Raw genomic sequence first — 13,528 nt, 5'->3', positions numbered from 1 at the left:
AATAATCGGTAGGTGACAATAGATGAAACCACTAGTAGAATTTTGCGCGAGCAATGTTTCCTCCTATACGCAATCCGTCGTGGACACATTGGAAAATGATCCTGATCTAGATGTGGACGTACTCGAGTACGGCTGTCTGGGGTATTGCGGTGAATGCTACATGGAGCCATTCGCGCTCGTAAACGGCACATTGGTACAAGCACCAACAGCCGATGAATTACTGGTGAAAATCAAGAATAAATTGCGGGAGGAAGAAGAGCTGCTGAATGCAGATTTCCCTCTGTAGGTTGTTCTCTTAGGATGTTCATTGGTGAGCATGATCAACCGTGAACGTACCAAAATAGTAAAGCTGATGCCCAAGTGAATCGGAGCATCAGCTTTTTTTATGGATTAATGTTCTTTGATTACGTTGTAGAAGGTATCGCGTTCCAGCGCGCGTTTTCCTGCGCCTTTGATCAACCAGACCAACTCATCTACAGTCAGAGCTTGCTGGGTAAGGGCACCGGCTGAGTGGCTGATGCGCTCCTCGATCAAGGTTCCGTGAGCATCCGAAATTCCCATTTGCAGAGAAAGCTGTGTGAGCTGGGTACCGATGTTGATAAAGTATGCTTTGACATGCTGGAAGTTATCGAGCATCAGACGGCTGATCGCCATTGTTTTCAAATCATCAATCGCAGAGTTGCGGCGCTTGATGCCAGCTGTTGCTTTGATCGGCTGAACAGCCAATGGAATGAACACCATGAAGCCGTTTGTGTCATCTTGCAGCTCACGCAGGCGGAGCATGTGGATCACGCGCTCTTCCAATGTCTCGATGGAGCCGTACAGCATGGTGGTATGTGTTTTCAAGCCCAACTCATGAGCCGTGCGGTGTACTTGCAGGTACATGTCTGTACTTGCTTTTTCCGGGCTCATTTTCATACGATAGCGCTCGGTCAAAATCTCAGCGCCACCGCCAGTAAGACTTTGGAGACCAGCTTTCATCAGCTCTTGCAAAACTTCGCGGATGGAAAGACCGGAAATGCGGGAGAAAAACTCAATTTCCGCACCGGTATACGATTTAATGGTCACATCCGGGTACGCTTGTCTCAAGGTACGAATGGTGTCGAGGTAGTACTCGAACGGCTTGTGCTGGTTATGTCCGCCAACGATATGGAATTCGCGGATACCCGGATGGAAGCGTGTTTCTACATAATGAAGCAACTCTTCTGTGCTCATTGTGTAGGCACCTTCATCACCTTCATCGCGGCGGAAACCACAGAATTTGCAATGAGCTTCACATACGTTAGTTGGGTTGATGTACAGATTTTGCAAAAAGTAAACCTTATCCTGATTCTTGCGATAGTTAACAACGTTAGCCAATTGTCCAATCGTCAAAAGATCGTTGGAATTAAAAAGGGTGACACCGTCTTCCAAGGTAAGTCTTTCGCCATGCATGACTTTTTCTGCGATTTCGGCGAGAGATTTGTCTTGCATGGGAATCGTTTCAAGCGCCATTCCAAACACTTCCTTTCAAAGTCAATGGTTCTTAGATGAAAGAGCTTTAATCCAGTCATCCCAATCGATATTCGTTCCATGGGAGTGGATTGGCTCTTAGGAATAGAGTAAATCTCGGGCAACAAGAGCACCTATATTATAAACCTCTTGGTAAGTACGAACAATATCATAAGTTCTCCAACTCTCTAGAAGGAAGTTATGAATGTAAAAATATAACAATTACCGTCGTATTTTTGGTATATTTTCGGAAATAAAGGAATTTTTGTTTGCGAAATTCTAGCTGTTCTTGTAAAATATAGTAAGAAAGCCTGATCTATTACTAGGAGGAGCTTCAAATGCGGGACGTTTTGCTCGAGAAAATCGAACTCCTTCGACAGCGTATGGTAAATATGGGGTTAGAGTTTGGGTTAGATCATCCAGATGTCCTCGAATACAGTATACAAATTGATCAACTACACAACGAACTGAACCAGATCGATCATAGTCTGTCTAAGGCAGGAAACCGGAAAAAAGCGTATAGATTTTATCTAATGGAAAACAATGCACATTTTGCATAGGAAGGGGAAACCCTTCTTTTTTATTTGGAAAGAGAGAATGAGCGCGTAAAGTGCAGGGGAACCTTGTGGGAAGAAGCGTTTCTTAGTAAACTGAATATAATGGTGGTAACAAGTGCAGGAATGATGAGCCTGTAAAGGAGGGAAAGTAGCATGATTACATTGACAGAGCGCGCCAGTTTGAAAGTAAAAGAAATGCTGGCAGCAGAAGGCAAGCCCGATGTGTTTTTGCGGGTAGGTGTCCGAACAGGTGGTTGCAGCGGCTTTACCTACGGGATGGGCTGGGACGAAGAATTGAAGGAAGGCGACGAGACCTTCGAGGAAAACGGTGTGAAAATTGTTGTCGATAAGGACAGCTACCCATACATTAAAGGTACAGAGATCGATTTCAAGGAATCGATGATGGGTGGAGGCTTCTCCATCGAGAATCCGAATGCAGTCGCTTCTTGTGGCTGTGGATCTTCGTTCAAAACAGCGTTGGCTGAAGGAAAAGCGGAGAAATGTGACGACTAAGAGACGAATAAGACGGAACCCCTTCGACTTGTGTGAATGATTGCGCACGAGTTGAAGGGGTATTTTGTTGTGCGAAATGAAAAGATGAGAGGCAGGATTTTTATGGAGAAGAAATTCAAACGGCTAACTGCTTGCGTATTTTCGGCCATCCTTTTGTGTACGGCCATTCCAGCTACGATTGCTGCGGCACCAAAGGTGAGGTAAAAATCATAAGTGGCAGGCAATCTGACGTTGTTTCCACACCTTGATGTGAATGTGGGGGAGAAGGTTACGGAAGGAAAAGAGCAATACGAGGTAACGGGAACCTTTACTCCCTCGGAAAAAGGAAAATATGAGATTAAGCTCACTCTAACCATGAAGGATGAGGACAAGCAAGAGACACAGGGTGCTGCGTCTGGCCTCATTCGGGTAGGAGATGAATGGAAATACTTCTTTGTCGCAGATGAAGACAGCAAGCTGAAAGGTACGATTTACAAGGATAAATTGGTCAACGAGAGTCCGCTGAAAGTGAGTCAAGCCAATCAGGTGAACGGTAAAATTTTTCGAGGAAATCAAGAGATTTATTACTTGCAGGTCAACGATCCAGCAGCGGAAAAAGGGCTGCACAAAAGCTCTCTTTACAAGGTAAAGCAAGGTAGCAGCACGCCGGAAGCTGTGAAATTTGCGGGAGACAAGATTACGTCCTTTGTCATGGATGAAAGCGATTTGTACTTTACGGCTTATACTGACGACAACCGAGCGATGCTGTATAAAGCGAAAATCAATTCGGACAAAAAAGAGGAAGTTCTTGAAAATGTAGACTATGCAACGGTTTCGAACGGCTGGTATTACTTCCATGACAGCCGTGATCAAGGACTCTATAAAATGAAGCTGGATGGGACCGAAAAAACGAAGCTTACCGAAGATGACACGAAAATAGATGTAAGCAAAGGCGGCAGCTTTGAGGTATATACGGACGCGATTGCCTACGTGGATAGCAGCTCTCGGCATGTGCTGATTTCCAAGGAGGGTAAGCACTTGCAAGATGGCAAGCAAATCAAGGGAAAGATCGTTGCTATCGTAGGTGAGGGGGCTTGGATCATAACGAAATGGAGCAAGCGCTAAAGGAGGTAGTGAAACGATGAAAACCTTTGAAGACGCAAGAAATTCGCTTAAGCCGGGAGAAGGCGCAGCAATATATATGCCTGGCCCGGACAATCCGAAAAAACGTGTTTCCTTCACCTATATTCCTGTTATTCATGAATCCACACCACCGCTTCAGAAAGAAGTGGGGAGCTTTTATGAGGTACCAGCGGAGCTCGCGGGTGGCTACAAATTTGTAAATGGGCATGTAAACGATCCATTTGATTATAGCCAACCAGAGTTATTCGAAGAAATGTACAAGGAGGCGGACAACGATAAGAGACAAATCGTCGTGCGAAAGGTGTCTCCTAAGCCAAAATTTGATAGAGTCTTTACGATGTACAAAGGGAGCGAAGGAAAAGAGAGACGGGGACGTATACATCGCTATCACGAACTTTGAAGGTGTGAAATACATCGAGGAAGAAGCAGGACAGGATGCCATCGTAGAAAAAGTGAAAGTGCAAATGAGGGACTGTATATAGCTGGCAAGCTAATGGATGGAACCGAAGAAAAGGTCGTAAAGGGATACCAAGAGGATAAAATGAGGCTCATCGAAGTGATTGCCATGAATCCAGCGTTGACAAAAGAAGAATTACTGGCAATTGCAGAGAAATTACAATAGATAACATCTCGCCAAAAATGTAACAATTATCCAAATGTGCACGTACTTACAAGAGCAGCTCCTTTGTGGAGTCTGCTCTTACCTTTTTTACGGCAAATGGATGAGTAAGGAGTGAAGAAGTTGGCTGATGTTATGCAAGAACAAAAAGGCTTACAGTGGCTATTGCTGGGGGCATTTGGGATCGGTTTGCTGTTTGACTTGATGTTTTACGGTAAAGGATTGGGCATCTCTTATCTGTTGTTCGTAATCGGCTTGTACGGTTTTTTTATTTGGCAGGCCAGGCAACGCATTCATTTACGCTTTTCTCGCAAGCAAGCATTCAACTGGATATGGACGCTTCCAATTTTTCTTTTGGCGCTTACCTTTTTTCTATTTTCCAATCCGCATTTTCACGTGTTCAACCTATTACTGATCCCGTTTTTATTCGTGATCCAAACGATCCTGATCACCAAGCGTCATCAAGCGAAATGGTACGAGGCAGGATTTTTCATGGAGATGGTGGAGACACTGCTCCTTTATACGCTGAAGCATACTCGCCTGCCATTTCGGCTGACAAAGGAATGGATCAAGGGCAGGTTGAATCAGGAGAAGTATGGAGTGATGAAAAAGGTTTTCATTGGGATCGGCATCTCCGTGCCGCTTCTGGTGATTATACTCTCCTTGCTCTCGAATGCGGATAGTGTGTTTGGACATTTTCTGGGTCAAATACCGCGAAGGGTGATTGATGTAAATTCACTTGAAGCAATCTTTCGCTTGATGCTAATCGGGATCATTACGATCCTCGTGTTTGCATACATGCATTCTCTTTTCGGGGAACGAGAAGAAGTAACGGAATTGCCTGTGCCCGAAGATGACCAGAAGATCGTCTGGGACGGGGTTATTCTTGTAACAATTTTGGCGATCATCAATATCGTGTACACAGCATTTACATACATTCAAATATCGTATTTGTTCAGCGGAGCGAAGCGGATTTTACCAGATGAATTAACGTACGCCGAGTATGCTAGAAATGGTTTCAATGAGCTAGTGACGGTCACCGTTATTAATTTTCTGATTCTCCTGTGCACGATGCACTTCGCCACTCGGGCAAAACCAATGCTTTACCGGATGATTCAAGTTCTGCTGAGTATGCTGACGATTTGTACGGGCTTCATGCTGGTGTCTGCCTATTTTCGCCTTTCGCTGTATGAGGATGCTTACGGGTATACACATACGCGGTTGTTAGCTCACGTTTTCATGATTTTTCTGTTTGTGCTGTTTATCATTGCTCTCTTAAAAATTTGGCGCGATGGTTTTTCCCTGATCAAGTATTACGTGATTGTGACGCTAGTGAGTTACGTCATTCTGAATTACATCAATATGGATGTCATCATTGCCAAAAACAATGTACAGCGCTATCATGCGACCGGAAATATCGACATCGAGTATTTGAGCGAGCTGTCTTATGACGCCATACCAGTGGTGATGGAGCTTGTGCGGGATAAAATGGTAGAAGAGCGGTTTATGGAGATGCTGCAAGAGCGGAAAGAGATTTTGTATGAGGACAATAGCTGGCAGTCCTTTAATCTGTCAGAGTATCGGGCGAAAGCTTATTTTCCATAAAAAAAGTGATGACGGAGACGAGGTGTGCTATCGTCTCCGTTTTGTTTGAGTCACGAAAAGATAGTACAAAAATCCCACAGAGATGATGACTACGGTCCCCGTAAATAGATAATCGATCGATACTAGATTGGCGGAATGGATAGGCATTGTACCAGGACCTAACGCTTGCAAGTCCTCTCCAGCATCTGACTTGATGGCTGTACGTGTACAGATGTTGGTTTCTAGCTCATTACGCTCCCAATAAGAGGCATAGACAAGATATTCTTGACCCGGTTGAAAAGGAATGCCGCATCCGCCTGCAAGGCCGTCAGTGACGATTTGAACTTGTGTCTGATCCACTCCTTTCCACGTGGACTCTACCTCCAAAATAACGTCAAATCCTCCCCGATCTGGTTTATCCCAAAACGGAAGCCAACGAAGCCAGTCTATACGCTCATTAACATGGAGCACCTTGCCTGTAAATACAGCAGCAGACATATCCTTTGCTGTTAAAGGGTCAGGAGGGCGGGCACAACTACAGGCAGATGCAGGAGAAGGGTAGATAAAAAAGGTGAAAAGAATCAACATCGAGAAAAGAACTGCTATTGCATCACGATTTTTTTGATGCGTCATGTCTGATCCACTCCCATTAACCATAAGACGGGAGAGAAGGGGGATTGTTCCAAAATGACGACAATATTTGTTTTGTGTATCCTGATGGGAATGATATTTCTCGCCTATCATACGACTTATGTCAAAACAACGAAAGTGAAGCTGACATTACCTGGAGTATCTCCCCTTACTTTGCTTCACCTGACTGATTTCCATGGACGAACACGGTATTTGAATGGATATTTGCATCGACTCGTGAATGTTCATAACCCGGATATTGTGATGGTGACGGGGGATTTGACACAGCACAGCGGGCAGTTGACGCCTGTGTTGAATGAGCTAGCGAAAATAAAGAGCGAGAATGGGATATTCTTCGTTCCTGGAAATTATGAGAGAGAAGCAGGAAGATTTCGCAAAAAGGTCTATTCCCCTGCTGTCTACCGTTCCCAAAAAGAGGCCATCCAGCAGGTAATGACGGTGTTGGAAAACGAGAGTACCGTGATAGAAAAAGACACCGGTCTAATTTGGATATACGGCTTCGATAATTCGATTTACGGCAATGAACGGCGACCGGGGCAAGAGATCCAGCAGGCGAACTTGATGATATTTTTGGCTCACTCTCCCAATATAATCTCGTTGATTCGCAACGAGGGATTGAAAGCTGACCTGCTCCTGACCGGACATACCCACGGTGGACAAATTCGCTTGTTCAACCGGACTGTTGGTGCCTACAAGCATTTTCATGTCGGGCAAAAAGAGGATCAATCGGTTGGCGTATTTGGTATCAGTCGCGGACTTGGCACTTCCAGGCTACCAATCCGGCTGAATTGCTTTCCAGAGATAACGGTATACGCGATCAATCAATCATGAATGCTCATGGTCAACAATCCTTCCCCAATTCGTCACTGTTCGTTCACACCATCCCAGATTTTGGATCGATTTCATCGAGTAAGATGGAAGTGTAGAAAAAGAAGAAAGAAGGGGTCAAAAGTGAATAAGAAGTGGGGTCTGTTGGTTTCTTCAGTTGCATTGTCTGCAATGTTGATTACAGCATGCGGTGGAGGCAAGGATCAAGCTGCTAGCACGGATGCGGCGACTCCTGCGGCGACTACTGGCACACAAGTAAATATCGAAGCTAGTAACTGGAAATTCAACCAAGAAACCTTTGAAGTAAAAGCTGGCGAAGAGTTCACGATCAACTTCAAGTCGACAGAAGGCTACCACGGTATTGGTATCCAAGGACTGGATGTAGATCTCCAAAAAGATGGCAGCAAAACGATGAAAATCGATACAGCTGGTGAGTACACAATCTTTTGCAACGTGATCTGTGGACCGGATCATGGCAAAATGGTAGCAAAATTAGTCGTGAAATAATTCGATTCTTTTATTGGAATAAAACAACAAACAAGCACTTTGGCCTGCATAGCGGGTCAAGGTGTTTTTTCATTTCACAGGTGGGGACATACTACATGGGCAGCCACTCATCGAGTAAGGGAGGGAACCACATGTCCAAGCACAATAACAAAGACAAACGCCCAACGGAAGCATCCGCCGGCTCACGCAGCACTCCCCCAAAAACGGGAGAGAACACCGGACATAATTTGCGGAAAGAAGATCGAGCGTAACAAACGGGCTTTAGAAGCAAAGCAAGTCGGCAAAAGTCCTCCCTTGACGGAGGGCTTTTTTGCTTGTTATATACATGTTTTTACGATTTTTGCACATGGTAAGGAGGAAAAGTTTTCAAGTCGGTGATGCGATCCAAAAAGGAGATGAGTGACACTGGATAAGAAACACTACTACGTGACCTTGCAAGCAGGAACGACAGTGGCAGAAATCCGCGATGAAAAAGGCTCCGCCACGTACGATTTTGAGATCGAAGCGACCGATGTTCAAGTGGGCATGATGCGAGATTTGTTCAATAACTGTGTCCATGGGGATTTCATGATGTGGATGCATGGGCATACACTATGGTCGGACATGCCAGATCGGGACAACGACGAATATGATGACAACCTGCGAGCCATCTACCAGCTTATTTATCAGTATGGTACCGAAAAAACGAAAAGCGATCTGGAGCAAATGGGCCTTGTAAAGCTATTAGGGCTGGATAAAGAAGAGTTGCGTCCTTTTTAAGGGATGAATCATAGACGTTTTTTACCAGAAGGAGTGAACAGCATGAAGATGTGGAAGCAAGGAATGATGACAACAGCGCTGGTAATGGGTCTCGCCATGCCAGGTGTCGCGTTGGCCCAAGATGTATCTGCAACAGTTGCCCAAGTAAGCAAGCCGACTCACAGCCATGATGAGCATGGAGAGAAGCTCGTAAAGGTGCGACACAGCTCAAACAGAGGCGTTCATCAAAAAATGTACATGCTCTTGCTAGCGGAAAAATATGCACCGGATAGCGTAGACAAATGGCAGGCAGCGTTTAAAGAACGCGATCGTTTAATGAGCGAGTTCGAAACGCTGAGTGACGACCCGAAGTGGCAAGCGAAGCGTGAGGAACGAAAGCAACTGATCAACAAGCTGAATGAACAAGTCAAAAAGGGCGAAATAACGAACGAACAGATGGAAAAGCAGTTTCAGGAATGGAAAGACAAAAACATGGGGGCAAAAGAAGAGCGTGACGCCCGAAAAGCTCGGATCGAGCAAATGAAAAAAACACATGAAGCCTTTGACTCTGCGATAGAATCTGGCGATACAGCGAAGATTAAGGAGTCTCTTCAACAAATGCTGGAACAGATGCAAGTAAATAATTCGCGCATGGCGGAAAAGCTCGCTATGAAGAAAAAATAACGTTTCGAACAAAAAAGGACGTGACCGACTACTGGTACGCGTCCTTTTCCATATCTGATACAAGCATAGCAGGTGTCCATTCATCTAGGACGACTGCCTGTTCGGTTTGGCAGGAAGGACACCAGCCTGTATGGATGCATTGGTGTCGCAGACGGTCCATGTAGCCATTGTCCAGCTTGACATCGTCAATCTCCCGGTACGGGCTGTAGTTTCCATAAAAGTCCGAGAGACGACCGGCATCTTGCAGAGGTTGACCGCAGGCTGTACAAGCTTGTTGGAGGGCAGTGAAGCCATTGCAAACTGGACAGAGATGAATCAAAGCGTATCGCCTCCTTGTTCCTCCTACTTTGTGCGCGAACAAAAGCGGTTATGCAAGGGAACGAAAAATCCCTGACGCTGCCATCGTAGGCAACAACAGGGACGAAACATTTTTACGATTTGAAGTTATCCATGCTGGAAGAATGACCAGGCTGCAATTTGGCATCCGGGTTAAAGTAGGAGACCGCGTTGTTTACAGCGGTAGGGGCCTCACCAAAACCGACAGCGATCAGCTTGACCTTACCAGGGTAGGTTGCGATATCGCCTGCTGCGAAAATGCCTTGAATATTTGATTCCATGCGGGTATCGACCACGATGGAGCCTTTTTCGAGCTCCAGCCCCCAGTTCTTGATAGGACCGAGAGAGGAGATGAAGCCGAAGTTGACAATGACTGCATCGACTTCCAGATCAATTTCTTCTTTTGTCGTGCAATTGGCCAGCGTGAGTTTTTCGATGCGCTCCTCGCCGTGCAAAGCTGTAACTTCGTAAGGTGTCGTGACGTTTACTTTGGAGGACATGAGCATTTCCACACTGTGTTCATGTGCGCGGAACTTGTCTCTGCGATGGATAAGGTGTACTTCTTTTGCGATAGGTTCTAGCATGAGGGACCAGTCCAGAGCGGAATCGCCCCCGCCAATGACAGCTACCCGCTGTCCTTTGAAAGAGTTCAGATCGGTAACAAAATAGTGCAGATTGGATTTTTCATATTTGACGGCATCTGGATGTTCCAGTCTGCGAGGTTCGAACGCTCCTACCCCAGCAGTGATGATAACGGATTTGGAGAAGTGAGTGCCTTTGTCCGTTGTGATTTCAAACACATCGTCTACTTTTTTTACGACATTTTCCACTTTCTCTTCCAGGCAAACGGTTTGCTGAAAGCGGGAAATTTGATCTTTCAGATTATTGATCAAGTCTTGTGCTAAAACCTTTGGAAATCCGGCTACATCATATATGTATTTCTCCGGATAAAGAGCGGATAACTGCCCACCTAGCTGGGGCATGCTCTCAATGATTTTTACACTGGCCTGCCTCAACCCGCCGTAAAAAGCGGTAAATAATCCGGCAGGGCCTCCACCGATGATCGTAATGTCGTAGATTTGCTCGTCTTTTTGCAGAAAATTCAATCCAAAGCACCTCCGAATTAATCGTAAGCGAACTCCTCAACCATTATAACCCATACAAGTAGAAAAACAGGAGAGAAAATTCGAAAGATGATAGGCAAAAAAACCTTGCAAATCCAATACGTAGCCGATAAGATGAGGATGACTGTAAAGAAATTGTCACATTTTTCTTTGTCAGACTTTGTGCATTTTTTCACAGAGTGGTTCCAATGGTAGAACAGGGCAATAATTCCGATACTATACGGTCACTGGATTGGGGCATCTTATTACGTACCAGACCACGTGAAAAATCGCACAATCTTCCTTAAGTTACCATGCACAATGACATTATACATGAATGGAAGGGATACTGATGGGTACACCCAAAATCCTGATTCTTGGCGCTGGATACGGTGGTTTGCTCACAACGTTGCAGCTACAGAAAAAGCTCAACTACAATGAGGCAGAAATCACCTTGGTCAACAAGCACAACTATCACTACATCACGACTTGGTTGCATGAGCCGGCTGCAGGTACAGCACCAGCGGATCACGCCCGCGTTAGTTTGGATGGCATTTTGAACAAGGACAAAGTTAACTTTGTCAAAGGAACGGTGCAAGCCATTCAGCCAGAAGAGCAGACCGTCACGCTTGAAAATGGCGAAGTGCTGCCGTATGACTATCTTGTCATCGGATTAGGCAGCGAGCCAGAAACGTTTGGAATTGAAGGACTCAAGGAGCATGCGTTTAGCATTCGCAGCATCAATGCAGTCCGCAATATTCGGGAGCACATTGAATACATGTTCTCCAAATATAAAAATGAGCCGGATCGTACGGACTACCTCACGTTTGTCGTAGGTGGAGCTGGCTTTACAGGCATCGAGTTTTGCGGAGAGCTCGGCGATCGTCTGCCGGAGCTGTGCCGAGAATTTGATGTCGATCCAAAACTGGTGAAAGTCTATTGCATTGAAGCAGCACCAACTGCATTGCCTGGCTTTGCTCCAGAGCTGATCCAATACGCAATGGATGTATTAGAGAGAAAAGGCATCGAGTTCAAAATTGGAACCCCGATCAAGCAGTGCACCCCGGATGGCGTGCTGTTGGCTACGGGAGAAGAAATCAAATCGAAGACAGTTATCTGGGCAGCAGGTGTCCGCGGTAACAGCATCGTAGAAAAAGCGGGCTTCGAGGTCATGCGCGGTCGCGTCAAAGTAGATGAATACTTGCGTGCGCCTGGTCATGAGAATGTTTTTGTCGTAGGCGATTGTGCCTTGATCTTCAACGAAGAAGGACGTCCTTATCCGCCAACTGCTCAAATCGCGGTACAGGAAGGCGAGACGCTGGGTGAGAATCTGGCTGCCTTGGTCCGTGGCGATCTGCCTCAAAAATTCAACCCGCATTTGCAAGGGACATTGGCTTCTCTTGGAAAAGGTGAGGGAATCGGGCAAGTTGGTTCGAAAAAGCTGTTCGGCAGCACAGCAGCCATGATGAAAAAAGCGAGCGACCTGCGCTACTTGTACAAAATTGGCGGCGTCGGTCTCGCCTTGAAGAAAGTAAAGCTGTAAAACGATGCGTCACGCGAGCATTCAAGTCCGGGGGCTCATGGTCCGTGAAGAAATGGATCGGTACAACGCCTTGATGGAAGTGGGCGCTTTCCTGGAGGAACAGGGGCGACACGATTTGGCATGGCATGTACAGCGTGAAGTAGATATTCTCATCCTGCCTGCCATCGACCGGCTCAAGGAAAAGGGCCGCGAGAGGGATCGGGAAAATCTGCGATACATGATCGATAATGGGCTCCTAGATGACGAGGATGATTGATAGGTACCCCCGGCGAAGAAGAGCCGGGGGTTTCGTTTAGCTAGGACATGGAAGGAGCGAGCAGGATGCGCGAAGGGAAGGTTTGGCTTGGCGCCTGCGGGATCGTCATTCGCGGGCAAGAAGCATTGGTTGTCAAAAAAACGTACAGCGGACTAAAAGGACAATGGTCGTTTCCTGCGGGATTCGTGCAGGAAGGTGAGACCGTAGATGAAGCTGCCGTGCGTGAGGTACTGGAAGAAACGGGTGTCGAGGCAGTAGTGAGACAAGTAGCGGGAATCCGTTCAGGTGTCATCCGGGAGTCCATTAGCGACAATATGGTCGTTTTCTGGATGGATTACATAGGGGGAGAACCGCGCCCACAGGAAGGTGAAATCGCGGAAGCGAGATTTATGCCGATACAGGAGCTCCTTCATGACCCGCTTTCTTCGACTTATTTGAAAATCATCTTGCCGGACTATATCAAACGGGAGCAAGGAATGACAGGTCACTCGTTTGCTATCGATCCCATTTTTCAATACACTTCCTATAAAATATTTAAGTAATTCTGCGAATAAGCTAGATAAACTGCAATGTTCCCGCTTACATTGCGGTTTTTTATTGTTTTTTCGCGATGAAGTGCGTTGTGAACCAAGGGAAGATTCTGATATAGTTAGATACATCAAAATAATCTGAAAATACATGCAATTAATATTCGCGCATGTATGCCGAAAGGGGAGCTCAACATGAGACAAAAACAAGAACAGTGCCCGTATTGCCATGGCCAAGGGTATTTCCAACTGCTCCTGGGGGGCTCGGAGAATTGTCCTAACTGTGATGGAGCCGGTACACAGGAAGCTCAGAAGGAAGCTGTTTCTTCTCATCAATAATGACTGGGAAATCTCGTATAGAAAACCGTCGAAGCTGAACTGCACCCCAATTGTTAGACACAACTAACGATTGGAGGTGCAGTTTTTTCTATGACTAAATTTTCTACAGACGATAAACTATCAGCGGTTC

At 45.9% G+C, this 13,528-nt stretch carries 19 protein-coding genes; 15 read left to right on the top strand and 4 right to left on the bottom strand.

Annotation, left to right across the window (positions count from 1 at the left end):
* Positions 1–22 precede the first annotated feature (22 nt).
* Positions 23–286, top strand: a complete 264-nt coding sequence (locus ACFYU8_RS18865) for a DUF1450 domain-containing protein (RefSeq protein WP_390302046.1) — start codon at positions 23–25, stop codon at positions 284–286.
* 104 nt (positions 287–390) lie between these two features.
* Here the strand turns inward: ACFYU8_RS18865 and mqnE are convergent, their stop codons facing one another.
* Positions 391–1,494 (bottom strand): aminofutalosine synthase MqnE, encoded by a 1,104-nt coding sequence (gene mqnE, locus ACFYU8_RS18860; protein WP_390302043.1) that lies wholly within the window; start codon positions 1,492–1,494, stop codon positions 391–393.
* 335 nt (positions 1,495–1,829) lie between these two features.
* On the opposite strand from mqnE, the gene ACFYU8_RS18855 reads away from it, so the two are divergent.
* From ACFYU8_RS18855 to ACFYU8_RS18830, 6 genes are all read left to right on the top strand, one after another.
* Positions 1,830–2,051 (top strand): aspartyl-phosphate phosphatase Spo0E family protein, encoded by a 222-nt coding sequence (locus tag ACFYU8_RS18855; RefSeq protein ID WP_048034523.1) that lies wholly within the window; start codon positions 1,830–1,832, stop codon positions 2,049–2,051.
* Positions 2,052–2,201: 150 nt separating this feature from the next.
* Positions 2,202–2,561, top strand: coding sequence for an iron-sulfur cluster insertion protein ErpA (erpA, locus tag ACFYU8_RS18850; protein ID WP_390302040.1), 360 nt, complete (start codon positions 2,202–2,204; stop codon positions 2,559–2,561).
* Between the two features lie 213 nt (positions 2,562–2,774).
* Entirely contained in the window at positions 2,775–3,665 is an 891-nt protein-coding gene (locus ACFYU8_RS18845) for a DUF5050 domain-containing protein (RefSeq protein WP_390302037.1), read from the top strand.
* Between the two features lie 16 nt (positions 3,666–3,681).
* Complete coding sequence (locus ACFYU8_RS18840; RefSeq protein WP_390302034.1) at positions 3,682–4,083, top strand: hypothetical protein; 402 nt, start codon at positions 3,682–3,684, stop codon at positions 4,081–4,083.
* Positions 4,084–4,176: 93 nt separating this feature from the next.
* Positions 4,177–4,305: a hypothetical protein gene (locus ACFYU8_RS18835; protein ID WP_390302031.1), complete on the top strand. Its 129-nt coding sequence runs from the start codon at positions 4,177–4,179 to the stop codon at positions 4,303–4,305.
* 120 nt (positions 4,306–4,425) lie between these two features.
* The gene (locus ACFYU8_RS18830; RefSeq protein WP_390302028.1) at positions 4,426–5,907 is read left to right on the top strand and encodes a DUF4153 domain-containing protein; all 1,482 of its coding nucleotides are present in this window, start codon (positions 4,426–4,428) and stop codon (positions 5,905–5,907) included.
* A gap of 27 nt (positions 5,908–5,934) precedes the next feature.
* Here the strand turns inward: ACFYU8_RS18830 and ACFYU8_RS18825 are convergent, their stop codons facing one another.
* Positions 5,935–6,519 (bottom strand): hypothetical protein, encoded by a 585-nt coding sequence (locus tag ACFYU8_RS18825; protein WP_390302025.1) that lies wholly within the window; start codon positions 6,517–6,519, stop codon positions 5,935–5,937.
* Positions 6,520–6,573: 54 nt separating this feature from the next.
* Between ACFYU8_RS18825 and ACFYU8_RS18820 the strand changes: the two genes are divergently transcribed.
* The 4 genes from ACFYU8_RS18820 to ACFYU8_RS18805 all read left to right on the top strand — a co-directional run bounded on the left by ACFYU8_RS18820 (position 6,574) and on the right by ACFYU8_RS18805 (position 9,294).
* Positions 6,574–7,368 carry a metallophosphoesterase gene (locus ACFYU8_RS18820; protein WP_390302022.1) on the top strand — a complete coding sequence of 265 codons (795 nt, stop codon included), beginning with the start codon at positions 6,574–6,576 and terminating at the stop codon, positions 7,366–7,368.
* Positions 7,369–7,488: 120 nt separating this feature from the next.
* Positions 7,489–7,872, top strand: a complete 384-nt coding sequence (locus ACFYU8_RS18815; RefSeq protein WP_390302019.1) for a cupredoxin domain-containing protein — start codon at positions 7,489–7,491, stop codon at positions 7,870–7,872.
* 399 nt (positions 7,873–8,271) lie between these two features.
* Positions 8,272–8,631, top strand: a complete 360-nt coding sequence (locus ACFYU8_RS18810; protein WP_088909219.1) for a hypothetical protein — start codon at positions 8,272–8,274, stop codon at positions 8,629–8,631.
* A 42-nt stretch (positions 8,632–8,673) separates the two neighbouring features.
* The gene (locus ACFYU8_RS18805; RefSeq protein WP_390302016.1) at positions 8,674–9,294 is read left to right on the top strand and encodes a hypothetical protein; all 621 of its coding nucleotides are present in this window, start codon (positions 8,674–8,676) and stop codon (positions 9,292–9,294) included.
* A gap of 28 nt (positions 9,295–9,322) precedes the next feature.
* Here the strand turns inward: ACFYU8_RS18805 and ACFYU8_RS18800 are convergent, their stop codons facing one another.
* On the bottom strand, positions 9,323–9,613 hold the full coding sequence (locus ACFYU8_RS18800; RefSeq protein WP_390302013.1) for a hypothetical protein: 291 nt from the start codon (positions 9,611–9,613) through the stop codon (positions 9,323–9,325).
* A 112-nt stretch (positions 9,614–9,725) separates the two neighbouring features.
* On the bottom strand, positions 9,726–10,736 hold the full coding sequence (locus ACFYU8_RS18795; protein ID WP_390302010.1) for an NAD(P)/FAD-dependent oxidoreductase: 1,011 nt from the start codon (positions 10,734–10,736) through the stop codon (positions 9,726–9,728).
* Between the two features lie 349 nt (positions 10,737–11,085).
* Between ACFYU8_RS18795 and ACFYU8_RS18790 the strand changes: the two genes are divergently transcribed.
* From ACFYU8_RS18790 to ACFYU8_RS18775, 4 genes are all read left to right on the top strand, one after another.
* Entirely contained in the window at positions 11,086–12,276 is a 1,191-nt protein-coding gene (locus tag ACFYU8_RS18790) for an NAD(P)/FAD-dependent oxidoreductase (RefSeq protein ID WP_390302007.1), read from the top strand.
* Between the two features lie 4 nt (positions 12,277–12,280).
* Positions 12,281–12,532 (top strand): hypothetical protein, encoded by a 252-nt coding sequence (locus ACFYU8_RS18785; protein WP_017251334.1) that lies wholly within the window; start codon positions 12,281–12,283, stop codon positions 12,530–12,532.
* A 65-nt stretch (positions 12,533–12,597) separates the two neighbouring features.
* Entirely contained in the window at positions 12,598–13,074 is a 477-nt protein-coding gene (locus ACFYU8_RS18780; protein WP_390302004.1) for an NUDIX domain-containing protein, read from the top strand.
* A gap of 180 nt (positions 13,075–13,254) precedes the next feature.
* Entirely contained in the window at positions 13,255–13,398 is a 144-nt protein-coding gene (locus ACFYU8_RS18775) for a YuiA family protein (RefSeq protein WP_173616474.1), read from the top strand.
* Positions 13,399–13,528 lie beyond the last annotated feature (130 nt).

This window comes from Brevibacillus sp. NPDC003359 (genome assembly GCF_042878995.1).
Classification (GTDB): Bacteria; Bacillota; Bacilli; order Brevibacillales; family Brevibacillaceae; genus Brevibacillus.
This window is presented reverse-complemented; position numbering and strand designations above follow the sequence as displayed.

Excerpts from the sequence above, each read along its gene's own strand:
- ACFYU8_RS18865 (WP_390302046.1), top strand. The coding sequence starts at position 23 with ATGAAACCACTAGTAGAATTTTGCGCGAGCAATGTTTCCTCCTATACG.
- mqnE (WP_390302043.1), bottom strand. The coding sequence starts at position 1,494 with ATGGCGCTTGAAACGATTCCCATGCAAGACAAATCTCTCGCCGAAATC.
- ACFYU8_RS18855 (WP_048034523.1), top strand. The coding sequence starts at position 1,830 with ATGCGGGACGTTTTGCTCGAGAAAATCGAACTCCTTCGACAGCGTATG.
- erpA (WP_390302040.1), top strand. The coding sequence starts at position 2,202 with ATGATTACATTGACAGAGCGCGCCAGTTTGAAAGTAAAAGAAATGCTG.
- ACFYU8_RS18840 (WP_390302034.1), top strand. The coding sequence starts at position 3,682 with ATGAAAACCTTTGAAGACGCAAGAAATTCGCTTAAGCCGGGAGAAGGC.
- ACFYU8_RS18835 (WP_390302031.1), top strand. The coding sequence starts at position 4,177 with ATGGATGGAACCGAAGAAAAGGTCGTAAAGGGATACCAAGAGGATAAA.
- ACFYU8_RS18825 (WP_390302025.1), bottom strand. The coding sequence starts at position 6,519 with ATGACGCATCAAAAAAATCGTGATGCAATAGCAGTTCTTTTCTCGATG.
- ACFYU8_RS18820 (WP_390302022.1), top strand. The coding sequence starts at position 6,574 with ATGACGACAATATTTGTTTTGTGTATCCTGATGGGAATGATATTTCTC.
- ACFYU8_RS18805 (WP_390302016.1), top strand. The coding sequence starts at position 8,674 with ATGAAGATGTGGAAGCAAGGAATGATGACAACAGCGCTGGTAATGGGT.
- ACFYU8_RS18790 (WP_390302007.1), top strand. The coding sequence starts at position 11,086 with ATGGGTACACCCAAAATCCTGATTCTTGGCGCTGGATACGGTGGTTTG.
- ACFYU8_RS18785 (WP_017251334.1), top strand. The coding sequence starts at position 12,281 with ATGCGTCACGCGAGCATTCAAGTCCGGGGGCTCATGGTCCGTGAAGAA.
- ACFYU8_RS18780 (WP_390302004.1), top strand. The coding sequence starts at position 12,598 with ATGCGCGAAGGGAAGGTTTGGCTTGGCGCCTGCGGGATCGTCATTCGC.
- ACFYU8_RS18775 (WP_173616474.1), top strand. The coding sequence starts at position 13,255 with ATGAGACAAAAACAAGAACAGTGCCCGTATTGCCATGGCCAAGGGTAT.